This is a genomic window from Pseudomonas sp. CGJS7 (genome assembly GCF_036961695.1).
Map to the genome: position 1 here is coordinate 13,996 of NZ_JBAMDI010000107.1, position 24,938 is coordinate 38,933.

A 24,938-nucleotide genomic window follows, 5' to 3' on the forward strand; every position below is an offset into this window, starting at 1 on the left:
GACTTCGCCTTACGGATGATGGCGGCGCTCCGTTCCATGCATGCGGAGCGAGCGCTTACGCCCCGAGCAATGCGTAACCGAAACGGCTGGCGTGCCGCTCGGCGAGCCGTCAAAGGTTCCGCCCGATCCTCCACCCCTCGTCCGCCGAGCCCTCTGGGCCGGCGAAGTACAACACCGAATGGACATGCAGCGCTATATCGCGATCCAGCAGTTGCAGCGTCCGCGCCCATTGCGGCCAATCCGCCAAGGGGCGGTCGGCGAACTCGAAGGAATTCAAGAGGATTGCCATGAGCAGGAAGCGTTCGTCTTCGCTCAAGCCGCCGGCCTCGTAGGCCGCGATGAATTCATCGATGCGGGAGGGATCAGCCCACTGGGCCTCGGGGTCTTGCATCGATGAGCTGGGGACAAAACCGAATCGTGCTGCGAGGCTATGAATGGCCGCAACGGCTGGGTGGCGCCACAGGTGTTCGGAGATGTCCATTGCGAACGAGCCTTGATCTAGCGCCTAGACGGTTCCGACGGAGTCTAGCTCCTCTCCAGATAGCTCGACCATATCTATGCATGAACGCAAATAGCCTTACACGCGACCGCTACATAGAGGGGCCGCCTTGTGAGCGCTGCTGCGACTTCTCCTGTTGCGCATCCAGCAATTGCTTCTCATCCAGCGACTGAACCTTCTGCACACTCTCGTGCAGGCTCGGCGGAGGCTGAGATACGTCGACTACCGCGTGGTGCCCAGGAACCTGACCTCCAACGAACAGCTTATCGCCCGCCATGCCTACGACTGCTACCTTTTCGGCGCTGTCGATACCTGCGAGCTTGCTCGCAGACAACGCATGGGCGACCACGTCATTGGGAAATTGAGCGGGCACGTCTGCGCGAATTCTGTCGAATAACCCACGGCTTTGCGGCGAAAGTTGATCCAACGTCTCTAGCCGCGAATCCCGGTCCGCGGCAAGCGCTTCGGCCCGTGACGCGTCCACCGGAATATGCCGATTCTTGTTCGGGCCATCGCTGGTATGATCGAATCGCCCGACGGTCGGCGGATTCGTGCTGGTGTCGCGATAGACCTGAGATGCCAGGGGAGCTATAGAGATCCCATTCTCTTCCAAAAGCGTCTCATTGAATCCGAGGCGCTGCATGTTCAGGTGCATCTGTGAAGCGTTAGCGTGCTTGGGAACGCCAAAGTTTCTTTCGGCCCAGATCCCAAGCGAGACAACTCCTGCGCCGTACAGGTTGGCATAGTCCGAGCGGCCATGCGGGCCGAGATTCATCGTGTCCTGGGCAGCCACCCCGGGGGTTCCGACCGGCGCTTGGTCGAAGTAATAACGTCCCAAAGCACCGACATTTGCAGATGTAGAAGGCAAAGTCCCATCCGCATTGAATGCGATACCTGGCCTGGCAACCGCACGATTGTTGGCATCCAATTCAAGAAAATCCGCGACGCGCCCACGGCTCGCATGGTTCCACATGTCTTGCAAACTCACATTTGGATTTCCGGTGCTTGCCTTCTCGTAGCTCAACATCGCATTCCATCCGGCGATGTGCGCTTCGGCCTCGTTCTTTCGATGAACTCCCATCATCGTCAGGCTCGGTGCCGTGAAGTCGTTGATCGGATTCGCGTCCGAAGCGATCGCCTTCAAGCCGGCGACAAAAGTCTCCCTGGCCCGGGCCGTGCCCGCTCGGTTGAACCCATGCTCCATCTCATGACCGAGTACGAATGTCATGTTGTACCGATCGAATCCACCGGTAGAGAGCGAAGCCGGCACTAGGTTCATCGAACGATCAATCGGGCTGTAGCTACCACCCGCAACACCTTGGACATGCAGTTTAAAGCTTTGCAGCTCTCTGCCGCTCGGCTGATCGCTCCGCACGGCATTCTTGAACTGATCTACCAGGACGGGCGCCCCATTGATCGTTTTCTGCAAGTTTTCGTGCATGTCGATCGAGACTCCGGGCAACTGGGAGAATCGTAGGCCCATGTCCTGAAGTCTGAGAACCGCTCTTAGATCGGAATTCGCCGGGGGCCCGCCAGTAAAGACCTCTGCAGGCAGCACGATTGTCTTGCTTGAGACATCGTACCGTCCGATTGACGCAGCCCCTGGAGGCGCAACGTCGAAACCTGTCAAATGCCCTCCCGCAGCATCTGCATTGAAACTGGTGAGAAGGGCGTCATTGCCGACTATCGCCACGCGCAGCTGAGCGACCTGCTGTGGCGTCACACCCGGCTGGTTCGAGAACTGTGTCAGCGCATTCTCAAGCGATGGGTTAGCAGATGGCATCTTCTATCACCGAGTGCGCGAGGAATCGTCAGACCACATCCATACTTCTATTCTCAAGATGCAATTCGTTGTAGTGGAGGCATCCACCGACGCCTTCGGCCGCCCTTGCGAATGGACGTCCACAACCATGAAATCACGACGGAACGTGTGAGTCATTGCGCCGCGGCTTTCGTAGGCTATCGGATCCGGCATTTGCGGGCCTTCGAGGAACTTCAACGACACCAATTCGTCGCGAAAAGCGCCATAACTCATACCGCAGATCGGCTGCACGTCTACCGTGGCGGTGTCGACACGCAACTTGTCATTATCAAGCCAGTATTCAAGGCGGGCGTCGATCGAGGGAGCATCGCCTGGGAAGCTCAGCGTCTGCGTCCAGCCGGTACCAGGGATGTCCTGTACGAACTCATCACTCACCTCGCCAGGGCCGACTTGCCGCGACGGCATGCCGAGCAATTTCCTCAACCGACCCGACGTGAAGTCACTTAACTTTTCAACGCTACCAATGAATTTCAGCACTGCTTTCTCGACTTCTTCGGGAGCAACTATGCGCTCGCCCTCAGTCGGCGACTCTCTATCAGACACATCGGACACGGCGCCGCCCCCCCCTACATTGACGGATTTCTTTTGTCCATTTGACGTCGTTGCGACACACGCGCAACTCCCGCTTACAAGAGCAAGCAAAATCGTCGATTTAAGAACCAAACCAACAGTCGCTGCGTTCATACAACTCCGCCCTCTATGCCATACCGCTCTATAAACCACACGACCTATACCTTCCTTGCAAGATACCTTGTAATGCCTCTTCTGCAGCCGTAGCCCGTCCAAGAGCCTTTTCTAGTCATCGTTCAGGCAAGCATCCACGATAATTGAACACTACTAAGGCTTCGGCAGCACCCGACGCCAACTGCTGCCATTGAGGCATGTCCGACAGCTTAGATAACGCGGACAGCGAATCGGGCGTGTTGACGATGAGGTACTCCCATACCGCATGGAACCGGCCGATGATATTTTTCCCCGCGGGTAGAACGCCGGCGCGGTCAATTGATCGCGCCAGTTGGAGTGGGCCCAATCCTCCCATTGATTGACCACCGCATGTGGAACATGGACTGGGGGAGGGGTTGCGACCTGACACGCCAGTTACTAATCGAACGAGACCGCAAGCGCCAGGCACTCAATGATGCGGTTGCCAATGCGTTGATCAAGGGTGACGCATACGCGGATGCGGAGCGACTCGTTTGAGCAAATCACCTACCACAGCATGCGCACCCCGCCCCCGACGGCCCAAAATTCACGGTGTGTGATTTAACTATAGACTCCTCGGTGAATGTCAAATACGACTTCCTTTCAATCTCCGATATCTGCTTTATCAGCAACTGGAATTCCTCTCTCTCCTTTGCAGAAAGCGCCATCCAGCCGGTCACCACTTGATCCACTCTCTTTGCCATATCAACGCTCCTTTAGGTTGCCACACACGACACAATCGCTAGCCTCGTTGATTGACTGAGGCCGTTGCCTGCACTGTTCGCACTCACGCTGAAATTGTATTAACGATAAGCGCATCGCGTAGCGCTTCTCGTAAGAGGTCAATGGATACTTCGAATCGGCCACCTCTTGAGCTCGATTACGCTCATTCAAGATCGCGTAATCCATCGAGATCAAATTCGACGCCCCCCTTGCCAAGTCGGAAAAGCCGTTAAATAGCTCGTTATTGATCACAACCGAATTGACCGCCGACTCGTACTGTTCGTCCCAGCGGGCGACAAGACCCCATGCCGACATAATTAATTGAACCAACAAGACTAAAGCGACAACGGCAATTAACGCGCTGAGCCAAGCCCTAGAACTGTCGAAAGACATAGCAACTCCGCCAATCGTCAGCGGTCCGGCAATGCCTAGAAAAAGAAGCCATGTACGAATGCGGCGTAGCTTCTCGGCCCTACGCTCGAAGACCCTTGCGGTCCCGAACGCAAAGAAGGCCTTATCCCAGCAACGCTTACGCAAAGACTCGACATCTTCCACCTACCCCTCCCTTGCTGAATCCAGCCATACATGCGGCCTTGTTGATGGAGCCAGTCAGATAGTTGACTCAGCCGCGCTTCGATGGTCGAACCTAATAAAATCGCTGTCAACATCAACTAAAAACAGGCGCGCGGGCTCACACTAAATGCATTCAAACTAAGTCACTCTCTAAGCAATGAACCCCTAAACCCCACGCAATACACATAACGAAACCATCAAGGCATCTTGGCGCTTGACTAGAATCGCAAATCGCAGAATGCTCCCAACCGGAGACTCAAAACTCCTCACGAAGCGGTACCCACCTCCGAAATACCCGGTGGTTTTTTTGTGCCTTCTGTTTGGGCATAAGCTCGGCGCGTTCCTGCGTCGGGAGGGCGGCTAATACAACACCCGCAAGGGAAATACGCCCGCCGTCTTCGTGCGGTTTTGAGCCTCCCGACTTCCCGCCTGCGACTTCGCGCAGCGCGGGCCTTGGTGTTTTGCCCCAGGTAAAGGAGTGCCATGTATGCCCCCGAAAGCTTCGTCGCAGGCCGGTCCGCTATGTTTCGCGTTGCCGGTGGATACGTTTCTGGAATTGCGGGCGTTTCAAGATCAGTTGTTGAGTGCGGCGTGGACGCTGGATCCGGCGACCTCGCCCTGCCCTTCATCGCGTAAGCCCGAGCAGGCCCGGCATCGGGCGCTGGCGTCGGTGTTCCGCACATGGGCGGATCAGGTGGATCGCAGTTTGGGTACGGTGCGGTCGCCGTAACCGGTTCAAAGGGAGGCGGCGCAGCCCACGCCTCTTATCACTGGCCTTCGCGCTATCCGAAGTACGCCAGCACGATCAGCCGCTTCTTCGGAAACACCACCAATACTTTCTCCGGGCCGTTGGCGAAGAAGTTGCCCGGCTCGCGGACGGCCGTTTCCAGTTCGTCGGTCAGTGTTTTATCGGCATCGGCGCAGGTCAGCCCCAGGCTGAGCAGGCTCTGGTCGTCGATCACATCGCTGGGGTTGGGTGTCGGGCGCCAGGGTTCGAAGGTGTGGTACGGGTCGTCGAAACCGCGCGAGTGACGGACGTCGTCGAAAAAGCGCAAGCCTTGTTGCTCGATGGCGCGGGCGGTAGAGCGGTCCATGCGGAAGATGGCGACGCCACAGCCTTCGCGGAAGCCGGACTCGCCCTCGATCAAGATCGGATGGGAGATGCCCAGGGGTTCGGGGATTACGCTGGCCATGAAGCAGGCTTCGAACACGCACCATGCGATGTACAGCGATAAGGGAACGCATGCGATCAGGATCGTGATTCTATCGAGGCGTGCCATGGCCAACGGCTGCGTTTGGGAGTCGCAACACGGTAGTTGGCGCGGGTGGGCGCGGTGAGAAGTGAGTGTGAAGTGGCTGGCGTGGGTGTTGTGTCCGGGCGGATGCGGGGTTCGCGGTGGCTGTAGGTTCGCGGTCGCAGCTTGCGCAGCTCCTACAGGTAGGGGATGCGGGATTCCAGGTTAGTTGCTGTCGCGGTCTACGGTGGGCAACGGCGCTTGCGCGGGCGCTGCGACGCGAGCCGCAGGCGCGCGACCTGCTCGCGGCACGCTGTCGGCAACGGGCGCCGGGGTGCGCAGGTTCTGGTAGTAGTTGCGAATACCGGCGCTCAGTTGCAACGAGTAGTCGGTGGTCATGAAGCGATCCCCACCCTGGGTTTCGATATGCGCGCCGCCGGGGATAGGCTTAAAGAATTCATCGAACTGCGCCATCGGGTAGACGCTGGGTTTGAGCGCACCGAAGAACGCCATGGTCATCGGCAGGCCGATCTTGCTGGCAGTGGTGCCGGCATAGGTACCAGCACGGCCATGGCACGAGATGCACGAAGAAATCGGGCTGTCGATAGGCCCGTTGAGGCGCCCGCCAAGGCCGTGGTGCAGGACGTAAGCGCGGTTGCCGTAGTTCCAGCCATCGCGTTCGACCAACGTGGGAGTCAGACGCACTTGGGTGAGCGCGGTATTGATGAAAACGCCGTCGCGGTTGGCGTCGGTGCGGACGGGTTGGTCGTCGCCCCAGCTCAAGCCGACCGGGACCATGCGATCCCACACGGTCGGGCCCGGGGAACCGCCGTCGTAGACGAAGGTGCCGAAGATCCAGCCGGTGGTGTCGGCCATGCGCGGGTCTTTGACTGCTACGTCCAACTGCAACAGGCGCACAGTGCGGTCGACGCGCGGCTTGTTGTAGTTGACGTCGGGGTAGATGTTGGCGGTCCAGGTCTTGGTCCGGCTGAGGTACGGGATTTGCGCGGTGCTGGCGTCGGTGAACAGCAATTTGCAGGCGACGCTGTTGTCGGCGAAGGTCGATTTGGACGGGTCCGGGCGGCCGTCGGCGGTGCGCCAGACTTTGCCCAGGCTGACCGCGCCGCGGTCGTTGTAGAAGCCGACCGCCCAGTTCTGGGCGCGCTCGGTCTGTTTGCGGTGCAGGTCGAACGGGCGCGCCATGCGCTCACGGGTGAGGCCGCGGCGCCATTCGCGGCCGGCGCCGAACTGGGCGCCGTCGTCGTGCAGCCAGGGGGCGTGGTACCACTTGCGCACGCGGTTGTTCTGCACTTTGAAGTCGACGTCGATGTTGCCTTCCAGGCAGTAGTCCAGGACCGAGCGCAGGTATTCGGTGGGGAAGGCTTTGAAGTCGATCGCCATCCACGGGAAGGTGTCGTCGGCGAAGGTGGTCGGGTAGTCCTGGCTCAGCTGGAATACGTCGCGCGCGCCGGGCGGCGGCGGGTAATGCGGGTCGTAGCTGGGGAAGAGCACGGGGCCGTCGGCGGCCGCCGCCGCGGGTGCGGCGCTGGGCGCGGGCGCGGCGCGTTCCTGCGAGACCGCGGTGGCCAAGCTGGCCGCGATTACGGCCGCTGTCCCTATCAGCGCTGCTTTCATGGCGTTCTCCCTGTTTCAGGGACACAACGCGAACCGGGGGACGGATGGGCCAGCGCGGCGGCCGGCCGCGGGCGTTATGCCTGGCCGGACCCGCGCGAGCCGCCGCGGTCGCGGCGCGCGGTGAGGTAGCGGCGGCGGAACAGCAAGCGGCTGCCGCGGTAGTAGATCGCCCGGGGCGCGAACGACCAGTAGCCGTCCGGGTGCAAGTCGACGGTCCAGCGGTCGGTCGATTCGCCGAAGCCGAAGCCGATGCGGGTGTCGGATTCGATCCGCAGGTCCTGCATGTCGTAGACGTAGATCGGCAGGGTCAGGCGATCGAGGATGCGGTCGTCGGGCGACAGCAGATAGATCCAGTGATCCAGGTTGTCGTAGTAATCGCACTGGGTGGCCAGCAGGCGCAACGGGCCGCATTGCAGTTGCCAGAGCATGCGTTCGCCATCGATCAGCAGGCCGGTGTCGCGGCCGTCGGCGCATAGGCGGCGACAGTACTCGGCATCGGGCGTGCCGGGCGGCGCGGGCGCGAGCGTGAGCTGGTCGGTCGGCTGCATGGGTGCGGATGCACGCCGCGCGCGAAGGCGGACGGCGCGACGGGCGCTCAGGCCTTTTTGGTCTTGGCCAGATGATAGGCCACCAAGGCGTTGGCGTGGCCGTGGCCGATCTGGTGCGCGCTCTTGAGGTGGTTCACCAGTTCCATGTGCTTCTTGTCGCCTTGCGCGGCGATCACTTTGAACCAGTGTTCGACCGGGTGGCCGTAGTTCTTTTCGATGGAGGGGAAGTAGGAAGCGGGGCCTTTTACTTTTTCTTCTGCCATGGGCGGGCTCCTGGGTTGGGGGCGTACACGAAGGGTGTGCAGGGTGGATGCGTGGGAGGCGAGCCGGGTTGCATGTCGGCGGCGAAGGCGCCCTGCCCCCGATCCGGCGAACACTGGCACTTGCCATACAGATCCTGACAGTACAATGATTGCGGCCACGGGCACATGGAATGCATGCCCCCTCGTATCGACATGGATAGGTTTTATGGTCCGCATCGCCCCCTCGCCGCGATCTTGGTTGCCCGTTCTGGGAGCCACTGCTGCCGTCGTGTCGATATCGATCGCACTGACCGCATGCAGCGCGCAGTCGGTCGACCGGCAGACGCAGGCCCGGTCCGTCGACATATGCAAGCGGCTGGTGTCGATCAAGAGCGTGCCGTTCAACGAATCTTGGCCTACCGACGACAGCGACTATCTGGCGCTCAAAGAAAGAAAGTCCGAAGCGGCCGTGTGCCTGCTCGACCGGATCGTCGATAACACGCCGATGCAGGACCCCCGGTCGGAACCCACCAAGGCCAATGGGTTCGTGGTGGGGGATCTGGCGTTGTTCCTGTTGAGCGATTTCAAGATCGTCCCGTTCGAGAGCGTGCTGCCGGGAGAGGTCAAAGCGCAGCTGCCTACGCGCGGAGTGCTGGCGTACTTCGCCTGGGTGCAGCAGCCTGGAAATCGCCAGCGGTTGCAGGCCGCGGCGAAAGAATGGGTCCGGATGCATCCGGCGCCGCGGCGTTGATCGGTGCGGATTGGAACTATGAAGAGATTCCTCACAGCGTTGATCCTGGTTTTTTGCACCGCCGCCGGCGCGCAAGACATCGACACCCTGGAACACGCATTGGCTAGCGAAATCGGCCGCATCGACCTTGTAACGGGCATCACCCGCGAGCAGGCCACCGCAATCGGCGAGCATTACGGCCGGCGGTATATCGTCGGCTGCGGTGCGATGTATCCGGCGGTCGATCGCGGCCAGAACTGGGAAGTCGCGGTCAGAACCGGGGTCGCGGGCGTGCTCGACCGGGATGCCATCGTGATCGGCAAACACACCGGCAAGACTTCGTGGAAACGAGGGCCTAGCGTCGAGCTGGCGGAGTTCGTCGGGTCCGGGGAGACGGCGCCGAGACCGATCAATGCGGCCGGCGCGGCGCCGCGGAGGTCGGCCGATGATTCGCCGAGGCTCCCGGTGAAGATTCAATTCGATGTGTTGCCGTCCGGCACGGTTGGGGATATCAGATTCAAGCAGTCTTCCCGGCGCCCGAAGTGCGACGCGGCCGCGCGGCACGTCGTGGAGGGATGGCGGTTCCCGCCTCGCGAACGCCCCATTACCTTGATTGCACGGATGCAGAACTGCGGCCGTTGAGCGGGTGCCGAACACCAAGCGGGAATCGCGTCCGAATCGCTTACCGTCGGCGACCGCGCTTCACGCGCCCGCGCTACCCGCTGCACCCAAGCCGTTCCATCCCTCCGGCCGCGGCGTCCAATCGTCCTGCCCCAACACCGCTTCGAGCAGGTGCTGCACGGGATAACCCAGATGCTCGCCCGCGGCCTGGCCGGCGTCGTCGCGGTGCGCGGCCATAACGAACGGAACGAAGGCGGCGTGGTCGCGCGCGGCCAGGCCGATCATTTTCTTGGCCAGATCGTAGGACAGCAGGTTGCCGTCGTCGGTGCGGTGGAAGGCGGCGCCTGACCAATATTCCTGGACACGGTCCGGGGTCCAGAACGCGGCATGTTTCTGGGCGATTTCCTTCGGCGTATAGAGCGACGCGCGCGGGTCGGCCAGGCGCGGGAACAGGCTGTGCTCGGTGTTCACAGCCATGCCTTCGTTGACCCAGGTCGGGATCGGCAGGTGCGAGAGCAAGGCGTGGGTGAGTTCGTGGGCGATGGTCGGGTGCATGGCGTCGGCGTCGCTTTCGCACAAGGCGAAATGGCCGTAGCCGGCGTTGACGAACATGCCCGCGGACATCGCGTATTCGCCGCCTTCGGGGTAGTAGTGGGCGATGTAGTCGTAGTACTCGTCGTCTTGCATGAACATCAAGCAGACGTGCTTGCCGCCGCCGACCGGATGGGCCAGCGGGCCGAGGTTGCGCACAATCCAGCGCCGCGCCGATTCGCAGAATTTCAGGAACGGTTGCGCGTCGGCCGGTTCCAGCGCGGTCAGCAGCAGGAAGCGCTCGGACGACAGCACGCGGTAATCCGGGCCCAGCGATTGGGCCAGCGCTTGCAGCCACTGCTCGGCCGCGGCGGTCCAGAACGCGTCGCGTTGCGGGTCGGTCCAGTCTTCGCGCTCGGCTTGGGCGATGCGTTCCCAGTCGGGGATCGGTTGGCGGGTTTGGTCCCACCAGTGCATCGCGATTTCCGGCACCGGTACCGGTACGGGCGCCGGGGTGTGGGGCGATTCGGCCGGAGCGGCTTTGAACAGGTTGCGCAAGCGATCGAGCATGGGTGCGGGAACCGGCGTGAGGTGGGAGGCAAGCTTGTGCGCGCAACCGCGCCATTCTGCGGGGCGAGGGATGCGACGCGCCAGCGTGTGCGCAAGCCTTGGCGCTCGGCTGCGGCGCTGCACAAACGCGGTTCCGCCGGCGATGCGGACACCGCCCATTGCTTGGCCGCCACGGCCGGCGTGAGGCCGGCGCACAAGCATCTTCGCAATCGTCGCAGTCTGAGCGAGGATGGACGCCTTGCCGTCATGGAGACCGCCTGTATGCCCTTGCCGCCCGGTGTGGTGTTGCGCCCGATCCAACCCCGCGACGATGCCGGACTGGCGGCGATCGCGCGGCAGGTGCAGGCCGAGTTCGGCGCGGGTTCGGCCGCCGATCCGGAGGTCGATGCGATGCAGCGCTTCTACAGCCGGCCGCGCAGCGCGTACTTCGTGGTCGAACGCGAAGGGCGTTTGGGCGGCGGCGCGGGCATCGCGCCGTTGTTGGGCGGCACCGACCGGATCTGCGATCTGCGCAAGTTCTATCTGCTGCCGGGGGTGCGCGGGATCGGTCTGGGGCAGGCGCTGCTGGATCAGTGCCTGCTCAGCGCGCGCGGGTTCGGCTATGGGCAGTGCTATGTCGAGGTGCTGGACCGGATGAGCGAGGCGCAGCGGTTGCTGGAGGCGAACAGTTTTCAGCTGTTGCAGGCACCGATGGGGTACGGGGAGATACGGGGGAGCAATACCTGGTATTTGCGGTCGCTTTGAGGGGTGTGGGGTTGTTGGGGTGACCTCGGGGCTTGCGGTGGCGCTGAAAGTCGCTGGATTCCCGCGTTCGCGGGAATGACGGAGTGAAAGAGGCGCGGGTTCGTAGGCCAGGTCGCCACTAGCCTCACCCGCCGTCATTCCCGCGAACGCGGGAATCCAGTGACTTTTAGCGCGTAGCGGCATGGGGCGGCGTGCCCTCATCCGACCCTTCGGGGCACCTTCTCAGCTTTGCACTCCCTTCGGTCGCCGCAAGCGGGAGAAGGGAATTAAGGGGTATAGCGGCACCGGTCACAGCCCCCGCCCCCGGCCTGAACGGCCAGGCAGCCGCTCGCCCGGCCCGGTCCTTTAGAATGGCGGTCTTTCTGCCTTCAGGACCGCCCATGCAACTCGACAACGTCCGCGCCGTCATCACCGGCGGCGTCTCCGGCCTCGGTTTGGCCGTGGCCCAGCATCTGGTCGCCCGCGGCGGCAAGGTCGCGCTGTTCGACGTCAACGACGACAAGGGCGCCCAGGCCGTGGCCGAGCTCGGCGCGGACAAGGCGCGCTATTTCAAGACCGACGTGACCAACGAGGCCGGCGTGGCCGAGAACCTGGCCGCAGCCCAGGAGTTTCTGGGCGGGCTCAATGCGGCGATCAACTGCGCCGGCATCCTCGGCGCGGGCCGGGTCCTGGGCAAGGACGCGCCGATGGCGCTGTCGCAGTTCCAGACCACGGTGATGGTCAATCTGGTCGGCAGCTTCAACGTCGCCAAGGCCGCGGCCAATCTGATGCAGCACAATGCGGCCGGCGACGACGGCGAGCGCGGGGTGATCGTCAACACCGCTTCGGTGGCCGCGTATGAGGGCCAGATCGGTCAGGCCGCGTATTCGGCGTCCAAGGGCGGCGTGGTCGCGATGACCCTGCCGATGGCACGCGAACTCTCGCGCTTCGGCATCCGGGTGATGACGGTGGCGCCGGGCATTTTCTGGACGCCGATGGTCGACGGCATGCCCGAGTCGGTGCAGCAGTCGCTGAGCGCTTCGATCCCCTTCCCTTCGCGCCTGGGCCGTCCGGAAGAATTCGCCGATCTGGTCGCGTATATCCTGGGCAATCGCTATTTGAACGGCGAGACGATCCGTCTGGACGGCGCTACCCGGTTGGCGCCGAAGTAAGCCAACGATCGGCCCTGCGCGGCCGTCGCCGCTTCCGCTATTTTCCATCCCTCATTTCCGGTCCCAAAGAACATGAAAGCCTACGACGTCAAAAAAGGTAACGTCATCGAACACAACGGCACCGTGTACCAGGTGCGCGATATCGAACGCAGCTCGCCGCAAGGCCGCGGCGGCAACGTCAAGTTCCGTTTCACCATGTACTCGGTGCCGGGCGCGACCAAGTTCGATCTGAGCGTGGGCGGCGACGATGAGCTCAAGGAAGTCGAGCTGAGCCGTCGTCAGGCCACCTACTCGTACAAGGACGGCGACGCGTTCGTGTTCCTCGACGATGAGGACTACACGCCCTACACCCTGGACGCGGACATGGTCGGCGACGCCGCCGGTTACATCGTCGACGACCTGTCGGGCTGCTATGTGCAGATCATCGACGAGCAGCCGGTGGCGTTGCAGTTGCCCGCCAGCGTGACCCTGGAAGTGATCGAAACCCCGCCGGAACTCAAGGGCGGCACCGCCACCAAGCGTCCGAAGCCGGCCAAGCTGTCGACCGGCATCGAGATCATGGTGCCCGAGTACATCGGCACCGGCGAACGCGTGCTGGTCAACACCGCCACCGGCGAATTCGCCGGCCGCGCGGACTGAAGTCATCGCGCCCGGGCCTGTCGCGGCCCGGGCTCGCCCGACTCGACGCGTCCTTCGCGCGAGCCCGCGTAGGCTGCCTGCCTTCAAACGCCGATCCGCACGCGGATCGGCGTGTTTGCGAAGGAGCCTGTATGAACCAAGAAACCTACCGATTCGTCCCCGCCAGCGGCGCGGACTTGCCGCGGCTGATGCCGGTGTTGCGCGATTTCTACCAAGTCGAACACCTGCCCTGGAACGAACCCGCGTTGTCGCGCGCCCTGAGCGCCTTGATCGAAGACCCGTCCGCCGGCCGTTTGCGGCTGATCGTGCGCGACGGCGAGATCGCCGGTTACTTCGTGCTCGGGTTCTGCTTCAGCCTGGAATTCGGCGGGCGTTTCGGCCTGCTGGATGAGTTGTTCGTGCTGCCGGCGCATCGCGGCGGCGGTTTGGCCAAGCGCGCCTTGGCCGAAGTCGAAGCGCTGTGCCGGGAGGAAGGCCTGGATGCGCTGCGGCTGGAAGTGAACGACGACAACGCGCATGCCCGCGGCATTTACGAGCGCGCCGGGTATGTGGCGCATCCGCGGCGGTTGATGACCTTGTGGCTGCGCGATTGATCGAGCGAGAAACGCTCATGCCACGGCGATGCCGGGATTGCCCCTGTAGGAGCTGCGCAAGCTGCGACCGCGCCATGACAACGGCTTCGACAGTTTCGTAGCAGCTGAAGTTTCGCGGTCGCGGCTCGCGCCGCTCCTACAGGTAGGCCATGCGGCTGCGACTATTTCGAAAGTTTCGACGCGGCCGAAGTTTCGTATGCGCACGCCGAGACCGCATTCACACTAAATAACTTGCGAAATCGGCCGTCGGCTACGCGAAATCGTGACTGACGGCGCTCGCACGGCTTGCCATCTGGCTGCAATCTGCGTCGCGCACGCTTGACCGCTTCCCTCGCGGCAGGACGCTGCACCCGCCCAGCTTCGGAGCAAGGCCTTGGTTTCCTCGAATCGTCGCGACTTCCTTAAATTCGCCGGCGGCGCCGCCGCTCTCGGCTTGTTGCCGCCCTCGATCCGCACCGCCCTGGCCACACCGGCCGCGCGCGTCACCGGCACCATCCAGGACGTGCAGCACGTGGTGATCCTGATGCAGGAGAACCGCTCCTTCGATCATTACCTGGGCGCGCTGCGCGGCGTCCGCGGTTTCGACGATCCGCGCCCGATTCCGCTGCCCGGCGGCAAGACCGCGTTCGAGCAGCCCAAGTCGGCGAGCAATCCCAACAACGTGGTGCTGCCGTTCCATCTGGACACCGCCAACACCGCCGCGCACTGCCTGGCCGATATCGACCACAGCTGGAAAGGCGCGTACTCGCGCTGGAAGGACTACAACGCCTGGATCTCGATCAAGGGCCCGATGTGCATGGGCCACTTCACCCGCGAGGACATGCCGTTCTATTACGCGTTGGCCGACGCGTTCACCGTGTGCGACGCGTACTACTGCTCGCACCATGGCCCGACCAATCCCAATCGCATGCATCTGTTCACCGGCACCAGCGGCATGAGCGTGGGCGATCTGGGGCCGCAGGCGGTCAACAACGCCGACGACGGCAACTGGACCGGCGACATGTCGCGCGACAAGCCGACCTTCGTCGGCCACAAGTGGACCACTTACGCCGAGCGTTTGCAGAACGCCGGCATCGCCTGGCGGGTGTATCAGGAACACGACAACTACGGCGACAACTCGCTGGCCTACTTCGCCAACTTCCGCAAGTTGAACACCGCCTCGGAGCTGTACAAGCGCGGCCGCGCCATCGTGCCCGGTTCCAACGAAGCCAACGCCAAGACCTCGCGCGGCGAGCACCTGATCGCCGAGTTCGCCAAGGACGTGCGCGAAGGCACGTTGCCGGCGGTGTCGTGGATCGTGCCGTCCTACATCATGAGCGAGCACCCCGAAGCCACGCCGGCCTACGGCGAGTCGCTGACCGCGCGTTTGCTGGAAGCCCTGGTGGCCAATCCGGAGGTGTGGTCGAAGACGGTGTTCATCATCAACTACGACGAGAACGGCGGCTTCTTCGACCACGTGGCCGCGCCGCTGCCGGCGATCAACGCCGACCTGGGCAAGAGCACGGTCGACACCGCCACCGAGAACTACAACGGCATTCCGGTGGGTCTGGGCGTGCGCGTGCCGATGTTCGTGATCTCGCCGTGGAGCAAGGGCGGCTGGGTCAATTCGCAGGTGTTCGACCACACCTCGGTGCTGCGTTTCCTGGAAGCGCGCTTCGGTATCGCCGAACCCAACATCAGCGCGTGGCGCCGCACCGTCGCTGGCGATCTCAGCACCGCGTTCGATTTCGCCAACCCCAACGCGGCCTGGCCTGCGCTGCCGGACACCGACGACGCGATGGCCAACGCCGACGCCAGCTGCAAACTGGCCGCGCCGAAACCGCCGGCGCAGCAGCGCATGCCGCGCCAGGAACGCGGCTTGCGCCTGGCCCGCGCGCTGCCGTACGAGTTGCGCGTGGACGGCCGTATCGAAGCCTCCAGCGGCCGCTATTGGCTGGACTTCGGCAACGACGGCGTCGCCGGCGCTTGCTACAACGTGTACGCGGGCAACCGCACGGACGGCCCGTGGTATTACACGCTCGACGCCAGCACCACCTTGTCCGATTACTGGAGCGCGCGCAGCTACACCAACGGCATCTACGATTTGTCGGCCTATGGCCCCAACGGCTTCCTGCGGGTGTTCCGCGGCGATTTGAACAAGGCCCTGGCCGCCAACGGCGCCAATCCGGAAGTCAGCGTGCGCCACGATGCGCTTGGCGAGCGGCTGACCCTGCGCCTGGTCAACACCGGCAAGGCCGCGTGCCGCCTGACCCTCAAGCCGAACCGCTACAGCACCGCGGCGGCGAAGTCTTTCGATCTGGCCCCGGGCGCCAGCGCCAGCGCGCAGTGGCCGCTGACCGGCAGCCGCCACTGGTACGACTTCAGCATCACCAGCAGCACCGACAGCGGCTATCTGCGCCGCTTCGCCGGGCATGCCGAGAACGGTGGCGACAGCGTCAGCGACCCGGCAATCGGTATCTGAAGCACAGCGGCGTAGGAGCCGTTCGCCGAGAAGGCGAACGGCTCATTCCTGCGTTTGGGCCGCGATGCCGGCCGGGAAAATCCGCATCGATCTTTCGGCATGCGCAAGCGCGTCGGGATGCACAACCGTTACCGCACGAACGGTCGAGTGCGGGCGCCCCGGGTTTGCTACGGTAGTGCCCGGTCCCACCCGAGGCGTTCCGATGACCGACTCCGACCGCGCCAACAACCGCCGCACCGTCGCGGCCTACGAGGGTTACGCCCGCCGCTACGCCGAGGTGGTGTCGTCGACGCCCTCGCCCGGCGAAGCCGAGGGTTTACGGCGTCTGGCCGCGGCCATCGCGCCCGCCGGCCAGGTGTTGGACATCGGCTCGGGACCGGGCTGGGAAGCGGACTTTCTGGAAACCCTGGGCGTGCGGGTTCGCCGCACCGACGTCACTGCCGCGTTCCGCGACTTTCAGATCGAACGCGGCAAGACCGTATATGCGTTCGATGTGCTCGCCGACGAAATCGACCGGCGTTACGACGGCATCCTGATGTTGTACGTGCTGCAGCACTTCGAACGCGAGCAAGTCGACGGCGTGCTGCGCAAGCTGGCGTCGGCATTGCTCGCCGATGGCGCGTTGCTGATGTCGCATTCGGTGGGCGAAGGCGAAATCTGGCAAGGCTCGGACGCGGACTATCGGGTCGTGCGTTGGACGGTCGAGGCGTTCGACCAACGCTTGGCGCAGGCGGGATTGACGCCGGAATGGCAGGACGTGTTCGACGGCGACGAAGGACGCTGGCGGCGTTTGCTCGCGCGCAAGCGCGGCTGATCGGCGGCGATAACGCCGGCGTTACTTCGCCGCGCGCGGCGGTTTCAACCAGCGCCGCAACTGCGCGTACACCCGCGCATCGCCGAGCAAGTCCAGATGGTGCAGGCCGTAGCCCAGCCATTGCCGCGATTTGGGAATACGCAGATCGAACGCGGGATCGCGGTGATAACCCAGCGCGCTGGCGACCGGCACCAGGCCGTCGCCCGAAGGCGGATCGTCGCGGCGCTGGTCGCCCGAATCGCGCGCGGCGTGCTTGTCGGTGGACACCGCGATCGCGTAACTGCGCACGCCCTGCGGCAGCGGCACCGGCGTGCGGGTGTCGGCGCGCGCGTCGGCGGCGCTGCGCTTGCGGTCGGCGTGCGCGCGCCAGTCCGAATCGAGCAGATTGCCGTGGCGCAAATCCTGGATGCCGGCGCTGCGGATCTTGCCCAACCGCGCGAACGGCGCGGTGTACGGGCTCAGCTGGATCACCGTATCGAACCAACTGCCGGCGCGTTCAAGCGGCGCGCCCTGATGCGGGGTGCCGAGAAACACCAGACTGTCGAGCTTGTCGATCCAACCCTGCCCCGCTTGCGCCGCGGCGTGGCAGGCGCTGCGCGCGACCAGGCCGCCCATGCTGTGGCAGACGATGGCCAGGCGCTCCACCGGCACCGGCCAATCGCGCAGCAAGCGTTCCAGGCGCGCGGAAAAATCGCGGCCGTTGAGCGAAATGTGGCGGCCGCTGTTGTAGCGCAGATAGATCGGCGTCCAGCCCTCATCGCGCGCCAGCTCGGCGCCGTAATCGTGTTCGTTCCAGCGCCACTGCCGGTCGTTCATGCACAGGCCGTGGACCAGCACCACCACTTTGCCGCCGGCCTGCGGCAGCGCCGCGCTCAGCGCCTTGCGGCCCGACGGCAACGGCCGGCCGCCGCTGCACAGGCGCATGTCGATGGCCAGCGGGTTGGCGGTTGCGTCCAGGTGATCGCCGAGCACACCGTTGAGCGCGCTGATCGCGGCTTCGCGTTGCGGCAGCGAATCGATCCGGTCGAGCCAGGGCGCGAGCTGAGCGAAGCCCAGATCGAGCGCGCCGCCGACCAGCCGGGTGATGCCGCGCACCCCGCGATACACCTGCCCGGTCAGGCCGCGGGTGGGGTCGTACACCGGCGCGCCGAGCGGACCGGGCAAGGCGGCAATGGTGGCGTGGACCGATTCGACCAGATCGGTGACGCCGGTGATGGCGTCGATGGTGAGGCGGCCGATGCCGCGCAGGTCGCTGCCGTAACTGGTGGCGCTCGGGTCCGGGCGTTTGACGGGCATGCGTTGGCGCGGGCGGATTGGGGGATCAGCGTAGCGCAGTTGCTCGCGGGGCGCAGGGCATCGCCGCGGCTTCGATGCGTTCGCGGCCACCGCGGTTTCGCGCCCTCGGACCGGGGCAGAACGCTGCGGGGTTAGCGCGGCAGCAACGCGCGCAGAAAACACACGACATTCGCGATTGCCAGGCTGGTAAGCAGAATCGCCGAGAATCCGGCAGCGAACACCAAGAGCCAAGCCCAAAGCGGCACCGGCGCGCCGAGCGCACTCTCGGCGGCGCGCAGCGTTTGCACCGCGACGAAACCGCCGCCGCCCCACCCGCACAGACTGATCGCAATGGAGACAATGAAGGAATGGTGCAACCTGCGCTTGCAGCCCGCGCATTCGCTGTAGGGTCCCGAGCGCTTGAACAGGTCGATCGCCTGCACCCGCACCCGAGCGCCGCAGTCCGGACATTCGCGCGAGTACATCGCTCAGCCCGCCCGCGCCAACCACTTGCGCGCCATTCGCCGCATCGAATCGTCGCTGTCGGGGTCGTCGAGCACTTCGGCGATGTCGCGCCAAGCCAGATCCAGCGATTCCTCGCTGACCACGTACTCCTCGCTGTCGCCGGCCCGGACGACATAGCGCAGGTCGTAGTGCCAATGGCCCGGGACATCGCGGCGCTCGGGAATCCAGTGCCGGTCGATGTCGAACAGTTCCGGCTCCACGCTCAGCCCGGTGAGACCGGACTCTTCCTCGGCCTCCTTGAGCGCCACCTGGGCCAGATCGCGGTCGCCGTCGGCGTGGCCGCCCAGTTGCAGCCAGCGGCCGAGCTTGCGGTGATGGGTCAGCAGGATCCGCTCGCCGGCGCGGTCGACCAACCAGACGCCGCCGGTGAAATGGCCGGCGAGACGGTCGCGAAGAAACGGATCGAAGGCCTGAATCTGCGCATGCTGCACTGCGTCATCGCCCGTCGCGCAGACCGGCGCGGCGCCCTCATCGGCCTGCAGAGCCTCATCCAGCAAGGCTAGAAACGGCTGCGTATGTTCGGCTTCTTCCGGCCAACGTCGCGCATATTCGATCAGATTGGAACGAAGTGCGCCGATGGCGCCGGAATCTTTCGCGGACATGCGCTGTGGGGTGAGCGGTTCGTGGTACGGACCGTGATTATGGCCGCAACTACCGTGACTGTGGCCGCTTGCTGCTCATTTACACCCTGGGTTAAGGTGGCCCGCCGCCCCGCTCCGGGGTGGTCATCGTCGTCGTCAGAACGGCGAGCACGTGGATCACTTCTTACGAGAGAGAGGGGAGTTCGATGTCGAGAGGCCTGTTCATCACCAAGCCGGTAGCGCCGGCCGGCCATGTGGATGCCGGCGAGCCCGTTGAAGGCAGCCTGCAAGGCGAGGCGACGCTGAAACGGTCTCTGACCGCGACTCAATTGGTGATGCTGGGCATCGGCGCCGTCATCGGCGCCGGCATCTTCGTCCTCTCCGGCCACGCCGCGGCCGAACACGCGGGCCCGGCGATCGTGCTGAGCTTCGTGCTCGCCGGCGTCGCCTGCGCCTTCGCCGGTCTGTGCTACGCCGAGTTCTCGGCGATGCTGCCGGTATCGGGCAGCGCCTACTCCTATTCCTACGCCACCCTCGGCGAATTCGTCGCCTGGTTCATCGGCTGGAATCTGGTGCTGGAATATTTGTTCGCCGCCTCGACCGTGGCGGTGGGCTGGTCGGGTTACCTCAACAGTCTGTTGACCACCTTCGGCCTCGGCTTGCCGGCCTCGCTGTCGGCGGCGCCGCTCAACGTGGTCGACGGCAGCATCGTCTACACCGGCGGCTTCATCAATCTGCCGGCGGTGGCGATCGTCGCCGCGCTCAGCGGCCTGTGCTACGTCGGCATCACCCAGTCGGCCTTCATCAACACGATCATCGTCGCGATCAAGGTCATCGTGATCACCCTGTTCGTGGCCTTCGCGACCAAGTACATCAACCCGGACAACTGGGTGCCGTTCATTCCGGAAAACGAAGGCCCGGGCCGCTACGGCATCGACGGCATCATCCGCGGCGCCTCGGTGGTGTTCTTCGCCTACATCGGCTTCGACGCGGTCTCCACCGCCGCCGGCGAGGCCAAGAATCCGCAGCGCGACATGCCCATCGGCATCCTCGGCTCGCTGGTCATCTGCACCATCATCTACATCATCGTGTCGGGCATCCTCACCGGCCTGCTGCCGTACCACATGCTCAGCACGCCCAAGCCGGTGGCGACGGCGCTTGAAGCCTATCCGGCGCTGATCTGGCTCAAGCACATCGTCGAGATCGGCGCCATCGCCGGCCTGAGCTCGGTGATCCTGGTGATGCTGATGGGCCAGCCGCGCATCTTCTACTCGATGGCCAAAGACGGTCTGCTGCCGCAGTTCTTCGCCAAGGTCCATCCCAAGTTCCAGACCCCCTACGTAGGCACGATCATCGTCGGCGTGTTCGCCTGCATCCTGGCCGGCCTGCTGCCGATCGGTCTGCTCGGCGAACTGGTGTCGATGGGCACCCTGCTCGCCTTCGCCACCGTCTGCATCGGCGTGCTGGTGCTGCGCTCGACCCGTCCGGACCTCAAGCGTCCGTTCCGCGTGCCGCTGGCGGTGGTGATCTGCCCGGTCGGCGCGGCGATCTGTCTGTACCTGTTCTGGCAGCCCTTCGCCGAGCATTGGCCGCTGATGACCGGCTGGACCGCGATCGGCATGCTGATCTACTTCGGCTACGGCTACCGCAACAGCAAGCTGCGCAAGGCGGCAAGCGGTAAGGCCTGAGCGTAACGAAACCCTGAAGGCCGGCGGACTCCGCCGGCCTTTTTCCTTTTCATACGGCAACGTTTTCCACCACCGCGACCGTCCCGGAATTCGAGCGCGCACCTTGAAGCCGTCATTCCCGCGAAGGCGGGAATCCAGAGACTTCAGCGTCATGCCTCGATGAAGCCCTGGATTCCCGCCTTCGCGGGAATGACGGGATGAACCCTCCGATACGAGCGGGCACGGCAACACCAGGAAGAACCACCATGCTGGAACAACTTCGGGCGACCAAACACCCGCACGCCGCCCACACCGATGCCGAAGGACTCAGCCTGCACCGCACGCTCGGCCCGTGGGGCCTGACCGCGCTGGGGATCGGCGCGGTGATCGGCGGCGGCATCTTCGTCATCACCGGCAAGGCCGCGGCCGAGCACGCCGGCCCGGCGATCATGCTGTCCTTCATTCTGGCGGCGATCTGTTGCACCTTCTGCGCGCTGGCCTATGCCGAGTTCGCGGCGATGGTGCCGGTGTCCGGCAGCGCCTACACCTACACCTACGCCACCCTGGGCGAAATGTCGGCGTGGTTCATCGGCTGGATGCTGATATTGGAATACGGCGTCTCCGCTTCGGCGGTGGCGGTGAGTTGGACCGGGTATTTCCTGAGCTTATTGCAGCACTTCGACATCACCCTGCCGGCGGCGCTGGTGCAGGCGCCGCTGGACGCCAAGCTGCGTCCCACCGGCGCGATCGCCAACGTCCCCGCCGCGTCGATCGTGCTGCTGCTGACCTGGCTGTGCTACGTCGGCATCAGCAAATCCTCGGCCATGAACATGGCGATGGTGGTGCTCAAGTCCGGCCTGATCGTGCTGGTGATCGTGGTCGGCTGGAAATACGTCAATCCCGAGCTGTGGACCCCGTTCATTCCCGAATCGCAGGGGCACGGCAAGTACGGCTGGGAAGGCGTGCTGCGCGGCGCGTCGATGGTGTTCTTCGCCTACATCGGTTTCGAGGCGGTGTCGGTGGCGGCGCAGGAATCGCACAAGCCGCAGCGCGACATGCCGATCGGCATGATGGCCTCGCTGGCGATCTGCACCGTGCTCTACATCGGCATGGCCGCGGTGATGACCGGGCTGGCGCCGTACAACACCCTGGGCACCGACGAGCCGGTGGTCACCGCGATCGCCGCGCACCCGGGCCTGACCTGGCTGCGCGTGGTGGTCGAGGTCGGCGCGCTGGTGGGTCTGTCGTCGGTGGTGCTGGTGATGATCATCGGCCAGCCGCGCATCTTCATGATCATGGCGCGCGACGGCCTGCTGCCGCCGGTGTTCACCAAGATCCACCCCAAGTACCGCACCCCGCACATCAACACGGTCATCACCGGCATCGGCATCGCCCTGCTGGCGGCGCTGTTCCCGCTCGACATCCTCGGCGACATGACCTCGATGGGCACCCTGATCGCCTTCGCCGCGGTCTGCCTGGGCGTGCTGATCCTGCGCCGGACCCAGCCGGACCTGCCGCGGCCGTTCCGGATCCCCTTCGCCTGGCCGATCTGCATCGCCGGCATCCTCAGCTGCCTGGTGCTGCTGTCGACCATGACCGCGCACAACTGGATGCTGATGGCGGTGTGGACGGGGGTCGGCTTCGCGATCTATTTCGCCTACGGCTTCCGCCACAGCAAGATCGGCAAGGGCGCCTCCGGCGGCTGAGCGCGCCCGACGGCGGTGGCGGGCGCGCCGGCGGTGCGCCCGCGGCCGGTTCCCGGCCCGGCCGGCGGCCGGCCTTCATGCCCGGCGCGCCTTTTCACATAACGCTGCGTTGCCGCAAAAACGCGGCAACGGCCACATCCCGGCGCTAAACTGGTGGCATGAACAGCGCCCTGCCCTACGACCCGCAACGCCTGGCGCACTGCGCCGGCGAAATCATCGTCAACGTGCGCGAGCTTTCCCAGCGCGGCTGGACCCCAGCGACCAGCAGCAATTTCTCGCGCCGGATCGACGCCCAGAACATCGCCATCACCGTCTCCGGCCGCGACAAGGGCCGGCTGACCGAGGCCGACATCATGGTCGTGGACCTGGACGGCCAGCCGGTCGCGACCAGCCACCGTCCCTCGGCCGAGACCTTGCTGCACACCCAGCTGTACAAGCGCTACCCGGAGATCGGCTGCGTCCTGCACACCCACTCGCAGACCCAGACCGTGGCCTCGCGCCTGTTCGCCGGCCAAGGCCATGTGCACCTGGAAGGCTACGAGCTGCTGAAGGCGTTCGCCGGCACCACCACCCACGACACCGAACTGGACCTGCCGGTCTACCCCAACACCCAGGACATGCCGACCCTGGCCGCGCAGGTCGACGCCACCCTGGACCAGCAAGCCATGTGGGGCTACCTGATCGACGGCCACGGCCTGTACGCCTGGGGCCGCGACATGCCCGAAGCGCGACGCCACCTGGAGGCGTTCGAGTTCCTGCTGGGATGCGAACTCGAACTTCGGAGGCTGCAACGATGAGCCGTCTGCGTATTTTTTCCGAGGACCAGCCCGACACGCCGGCGCTGAGCACTTCCGACCAAGCCGAAATCGCCCGCGAACTGGCCAAGATCGGGGTCGGCTTCGAGCAGTGGCGCGCGGCCCAGCCGGTCAAGCCCGGCGACACGCCGGACGCGATCATGGCCGCCTACCGCGCCGACATCGACCGCATCGTCGCCGAGCGCGGGTTCAAGACCGTCGACGTGGTCAGCATCGCTCCGGACAACCCGCAGCGCGAAGCCATGCGCGGCAAGTTCCTGGATGAGCATTACCACAAGGAAGACGAAGTGCGGTTCTTCGTCGCCGGGTCGGGCTTGTTCACGCTGCATGTCGAGCCGAATGTGTATGAGATCAAATGCGAGACCGGCGATTTGATCTCGGTGCCGGACAGCACGCTGCATTGGTTCGATATGGGGCCGGAGCCGAGTTTTGTCGCGATCCGGTTTTTTACCGAGCCGGATGGGTGGGTGGGGCATTTCACCGGGAGCGATTTGGCTCAGCAGTTTCCTCGGTATGAGAAGGGCCAGGCGGCCTGACTGAAAGGTCAAGAGCAAATCCCCCCTGCCCCCCTTTTTCAAAGGGGGGAACGGCAAAGGCGGATTCGAAGGGCGGCTTCTGCCGACGCCCCCTGCAAATAACGCCCCCTTTGCAAAAGGGGGCTGGCGCCCTGCAAAGCACGAAGTCTGATCACCCTTAAGGCGCCGGGGGATTCGCTCTTCCCCGCCCGTTTTTGCACCCCACGCCCAACGCGGCGACAATCCCCTCCTTTCCCGCAACACCGGCCTCCCCCATGCCCATCCGCGCCATCCTCACCGACATCGAAGGCACCACCAGCTCGATCTCCTTCGTCAAAGACGTGCTGTTCCCGTACGCGCGCCGCGCGCTGCCGGGCTTCGTCGCCACCCGCGGCCGCGAGCCGGCGGTGCGCAAATGGCTGGACACGGTGGCGTTGGAGAACGGCGGCGCCTGCCAGGATTCGGTGATCGTGGAAGTGCTGCAGGGCTGGATCGACGAAGACCGCAAGCACACCGCGCTCAAGGCGCTGCAGGGCATGATCTGGGCCGACGGCTACAAGAGCGCGGATTTCACCTCGCACATGTACCCCGACGCGGCGCCGGCGCTGCGCCAGTGGAAGGATCAGGGGCTGCGGCTGTACGTGTATTCCTCCGGCAGCGTGCCGGCGCAGCGTTTGCTGTTCGGACACAGCGACGCCGGCGATCTGACCGAGCTGTTTTCCGGCTGGTTCGATACCGAAGTCGGCGGCAAGCGCGAAGCGGCGAGCTATGCGCGGATCGTCGAGGCGATCGGCTTGCCGGCGGAGGAGATTCTGTTCCTGTCCGACGTGGTCGAAGAACTCGATGCCGCGCGCGAGGCCGGCTTGGAGACGGTGCTGCTGGACCGGCTTGAGGATTATCCGAAGCCGCGCGAAGGCGAAGCCACCCACGATCATCCGCGCGCGACTTCGTTCGATCAGATCGAGGTTTGACGGCTGCGTCGGCATCGGCGAACGGGCCGATGCTTGAGCGGGACCTGTTT

Annotated in this window: 26 protein-coding genes; 14 read left to right on the top strand and 12 right to left on the bottom strand. The window is 64.4% G+C overall.

What is annotated here, in order from left to right; translation table 11 throughout:
• Positions 1 to 109: 109 nt before the first annotated feature.
• The 4 genes from V7787_RS39930 to V7787_RS39945 all read right to left on the bottom strand — a co-directional run bounded on the left by V7787_RS39930 (position 110) and on the right by V7787_RS39945 (position 4,301).
• On the bottom strand, positions 110 to 481 hold the full coding sequence (locus tag V7787_RS39930; protein ID WP_336093164.1) for a hypothetical protein: 372 nt from the start codon (positions 479 to 481) through the stop codon (positions 110 to 112).
• A gap of 109 nt (positions 482 to 590) precedes the next feature.
• Positions 591 to 2,282, bottom strand: coding sequence for a hypothetical protein (locus tag V7787_RS39935; protein WP_336093165.1), 1,692 nt, complete (start codon positions 2,280 to 2,282; stop codon positions 591 to 593).
• Between the two features lie 6 nt (positions 2,283 to 2,288).
• On the bottom strand, positions 2,289 to 3,005 hold the full coding sequence (locus V7787_RS39940) for a hypothetical protein (protein ID WP_336093166.1): 717 nt from the start codon (positions 3,003 to 3,005) through the stop codon (positions 2,289 to 2,291).
• Positions 3,006 to 3,728: 723 nt separating this feature from the next.
• The gene (locus tag V7787_RS39945; RefSeq protein ID WP_336093167.1) at positions 3,729 to 4,301 is read right to left on the bottom strand and encodes a mobilome CxxCx(11)CxxC protein; all 573 of its coding nucleotides are present in this window, start codon (positions 4,299 to 4,301) and stop codon (positions 3,729 to 3,731) included.
• Between the two features lie 505 nt (positions 4,302 to 4,806).
• Between V7787_RS39945 and V7787_RS39950 the strand changes: the two genes are divergently transcribed.
• Positions 4,807 to 5,049 carry an XAC0095 family protein gene (locus V7787_RS39950; RefSeq protein ID WP_336093168.1) on the top strand — a complete coding sequence of 81 codons (243 nt, stop codon included), beginning with the start codon at positions 4,807 to 4,809 and terminating at the stop codon, positions 5,047 to 5,049.
• A 52-nt stretch (positions 5,050 to 5,101) separates the two neighbouring features.
• On the opposite strand, the gene V7787_RS39955 is transcribed toward V7787_RS39950, so the two are convergent.
• From V7787_RS39955 to V7787_RS39970, 4 genes are all read right to left on the bottom strand, one after another.
• Positions 5,102 to 5,512 (bottom strand): hypothetical protein, encoded by a 411-nt coding sequence (locus V7787_RS39955; protein ID WP_336093169.1) that lies wholly within the window; start codon positions 5,510 to 5,512, stop codon positions 5,102 to 5,104.
• A gap of 267 nt (positions 5,513 to 5,779) precedes the next feature.
• On the bottom strand, positions 5,780 to 7,189 hold the full coding sequence (locus V7787_RS39960; RefSeq protein WP_336093170.1) for a hypothetical protein: 1,410 nt from the start codon (positions 7,187 to 7,189) through the stop codon (positions 5,780 to 5,782).
• Positions 7,190 to 7,263: 74 nt separating this feature from the next.
• Positions 7,264 to 7,737, bottom strand: a complete 474-nt coding sequence (locus V7787_RS39965) for a hypothetical protein (RefSeq protein WP_336093171.1) — start codon at positions 7,735 to 7,737, stop codon at positions 7,264 to 7,266.
• Between the two features lie 47 nt (positions 7,738 to 7,784).
• Complete coding sequence (locus V7787_RS39970) at positions 7,785 to 8,000, bottom strand: DUF4287 domain-containing protein (RefSeq protein WP_336093172.1); 216 nt, start codon at positions 7,998 to 8,000, stop codon at positions 7,785 to 7,787.
• A gap of 205 nt (positions 8,001 to 8,205) precedes the next feature.
• Between V7787_RS39970 and V7787_RS39975 the strand changes: the two genes are divergently transcribed.
• Together V7787_RS39975 and V7787_RS39980 are read left to right on the top strand one after the other, a co-directional pair.
• On the top strand, positions 8,206 to 8,730 hold the full coding sequence (locus V7787_RS39975) for a hypothetical protein (protein ID WP_336093173.1): 525 nt from the start codon (positions 8,206 to 8,208) through the stop codon (positions 8,728 to 8,730).
• 18 nt (positions 8,731 to 8,748) lie between these two features.
• Complete coding sequence (locus V7787_RS39980; protein WP_336093174.1) at positions 8,749 to 9,351, top strand: TonB family protein; 603 nt, start codon at positions 8,749 to 8,751, stop codon at positions 9,349 to 9,351.
• 60 nt (positions 9,352 to 9,411) lie between these two features.
• Here V7787_RS39980 and V7787_RS39985 read toward each other — a convergent pair whose 3' ends face one another.
• Positions 9,412 to 10,431, bottom strand: a complete 1,020-nt coding sequence (locus V7787_RS39985) for a hypothetical protein (protein ID WP_336093175.1) — start codon at positions 10,429 to 10,431, stop codon at positions 9,412 to 9,414.
• 87 nt (positions 10,432 to 10,518) lie between these two features.
• Between V7787_RS39985 and V7787_RS39990 the strand changes: the two genes are divergently transcribed.
• From V7787_RS39990 to V7787_RS40015, 6 genes are all read left to right on the top strand, one after another.
• Positions 10,519 to 11,175, top strand: a complete 657-nt coding sequence (locus tag V7787_RS39990; protein ID WP_336093177.1) for a GNAT family N-acetyltransferase — start codon at positions 10,519 to 10,521, stop codon at positions 11,173 to 11,175.
• A 380-nt stretch (positions 11,176 to 11,555) separates the two neighbouring features.
• Positions 11,556 to 12,326, top strand: a complete 771-nt coding sequence (locus tag V7787_RS39995) for an SDR family NAD(P)-dependent oxidoreductase (RefSeq protein WP_336093178.1) — start codon at positions 11,556 to 11,558, stop codon at positions 12,324 to 12,326.
• A 72-nt stretch (positions 12,327 to 12,398) separates the two neighbouring features.
• Positions 12,399 to 12,965, top strand: a complete 567-nt coding sequence (gene yeiP / locus V7787_RS40000; protein WP_336093179.1) for an elongation factor P-like protein YeiP — start codon at positions 12,399 to 12,401, stop codon at positions 12,963 to 12,965.
• Positions 12,966 to 13,096: 131 nt separating this feature from the next.
• Positions 13,097 to 13,558: a GNAT family N-acetyltransferase gene (locus V7787_RS40005; protein WP_336093180.1), complete on the top strand. Its 462-nt coding sequence runs from the start codon at positions 13,097 to 13,099 to the stop codon at positions 13,556 to 13,558.
• 373 nt (positions 13,559 to 13,931) lie between these two features.
• A complete protein-coding gene (locus V7787_RS40010; protein WP_336093182.1) occupies positions 13,932 to 16,019 on the top strand; it encodes a phosphocholine-specific phospholipase C in 2,088 nt (695 codons plus the stop codon).
• Between the two features lie 202 nt (positions 16,020 to 16,221).
• On the top strand, positions 16,222 to 16,833 hold the full coding sequence (locus V7787_RS40015) for a class I SAM-dependent methyltransferase (protein WP_336093184.1): 612 nt from the start codon (positions 16,222 to 16,224) through the stop codon (positions 16,831 to 16,833).
• Positions 16,834 to 16,854: 21 nt separating this feature from the next.
• Here the strand turns inward: V7787_RS40015 and V7787_RS40020 are convergent, their stop codons facing one another.
• From V7787_RS40020 to V7787_RS40030, 3 genes are all read right to left on the bottom strand, one after another.
• Positions 16,855 to 18,129: a lipase family alpha/beta hydrolase gene (locus tag V7787_RS40020; RefSeq protein WP_336093186.1), complete on the bottom strand. Its 1,275-nt coding sequence runs from the start codon at positions 18,127 to 18,129 to the stop codon at positions 16,855 to 16,857.
• Positions 18,130 to 18,260: 131 nt separating this feature from the next.
• Positions 18,261 to 18,593 (bottom strand): hypothetical protein, encoded by a 333-nt coding sequence (locus V7787_RS40025; RefSeq protein WP_336093187.1) that lies wholly within the window; start codon positions 18,591 to 18,593, stop codon positions 18,261 to 18,263.
• 3 nt (positions 18,594 to 18,596) lie between these two features.
• Positions 18,597 to 19,235, bottom strand: coding sequence for an NUDIX hydrolase (locus V7787_RS40030; RefSeq protein WP_336093188.1), 639 nt, complete (start codon positions 19,233 to 19,235; stop codon positions 18,597 to 18,599).
• Between the two features lie 185 nt (positions 19,236 to 19,420).
• On the opposite strand from V7787_RS40030, the gene V7787_RS40035 reads away from it, so the two are divergent.
• From V7787_RS40035 to mtnC, 5 genes are all read left to right on the top strand, one after another.
• Positions 19,421 to 20,902 carry an amino acid permease gene (locus V7787_RS40035; protein ID WP_336093190.1) on the top strand — a complete coding sequence of 494 codons (1,482 nt, stop codon included), beginning with the start codon at positions 19,421 to 19,423 and terminating at the stop codon, positions 20,900 to 20,902.
• A 245-nt stretch (positions 20,903 to 21,147) separates the two neighbouring features.
• Entirely contained in the window at positions 21,148 to 22,587 is a 1,440-nt protein-coding gene (locus V7787_RS40040; protein WP_336093191.1) for an amino acid permease, read from the top strand.
• Between the two features lie 158 nt (positions 22,588 to 22,745).
• Positions 22,746 to 23,384: a methylthioribulose 1-phosphate dehydratase gene (locus V7787_RS40045; protein ID WP_336093193.1), complete on the top strand. Its 639-nt coding sequence runs from the start codon at positions 22,746 to 22,748 to the stop codon at positions 23,382 to 23,384.
• Entirely contained in the window at positions 23,381 to 23,938 is a 558-nt protein-coding gene (locus tag V7787_RS40050) for a 1,2-dihydroxy-3-keto-5-methylthiopentene dioxygenase (protein ID WP_336093195.1), read from the top strand. Before V7787_RS40045 ends, V7787_RS40050 begins: the two co-directional genes overlap by 4 nt.
• Before the next feature lie 254 nt (positions 23,939 to 24,192).
• Positions 24,193 to 24,888, top strand: a complete 696-nt coding sequence (gene mtnC / locus V7787_RS40055) for an acireductone synthase (RefSeq protein ID WP_336093197.1) — start codon at positions 24,193 to 24,195, stop codon at positions 24,886 to 24,888.
• Positions 24,889 to 24,938: the final 50 nt, after the last annotated feature.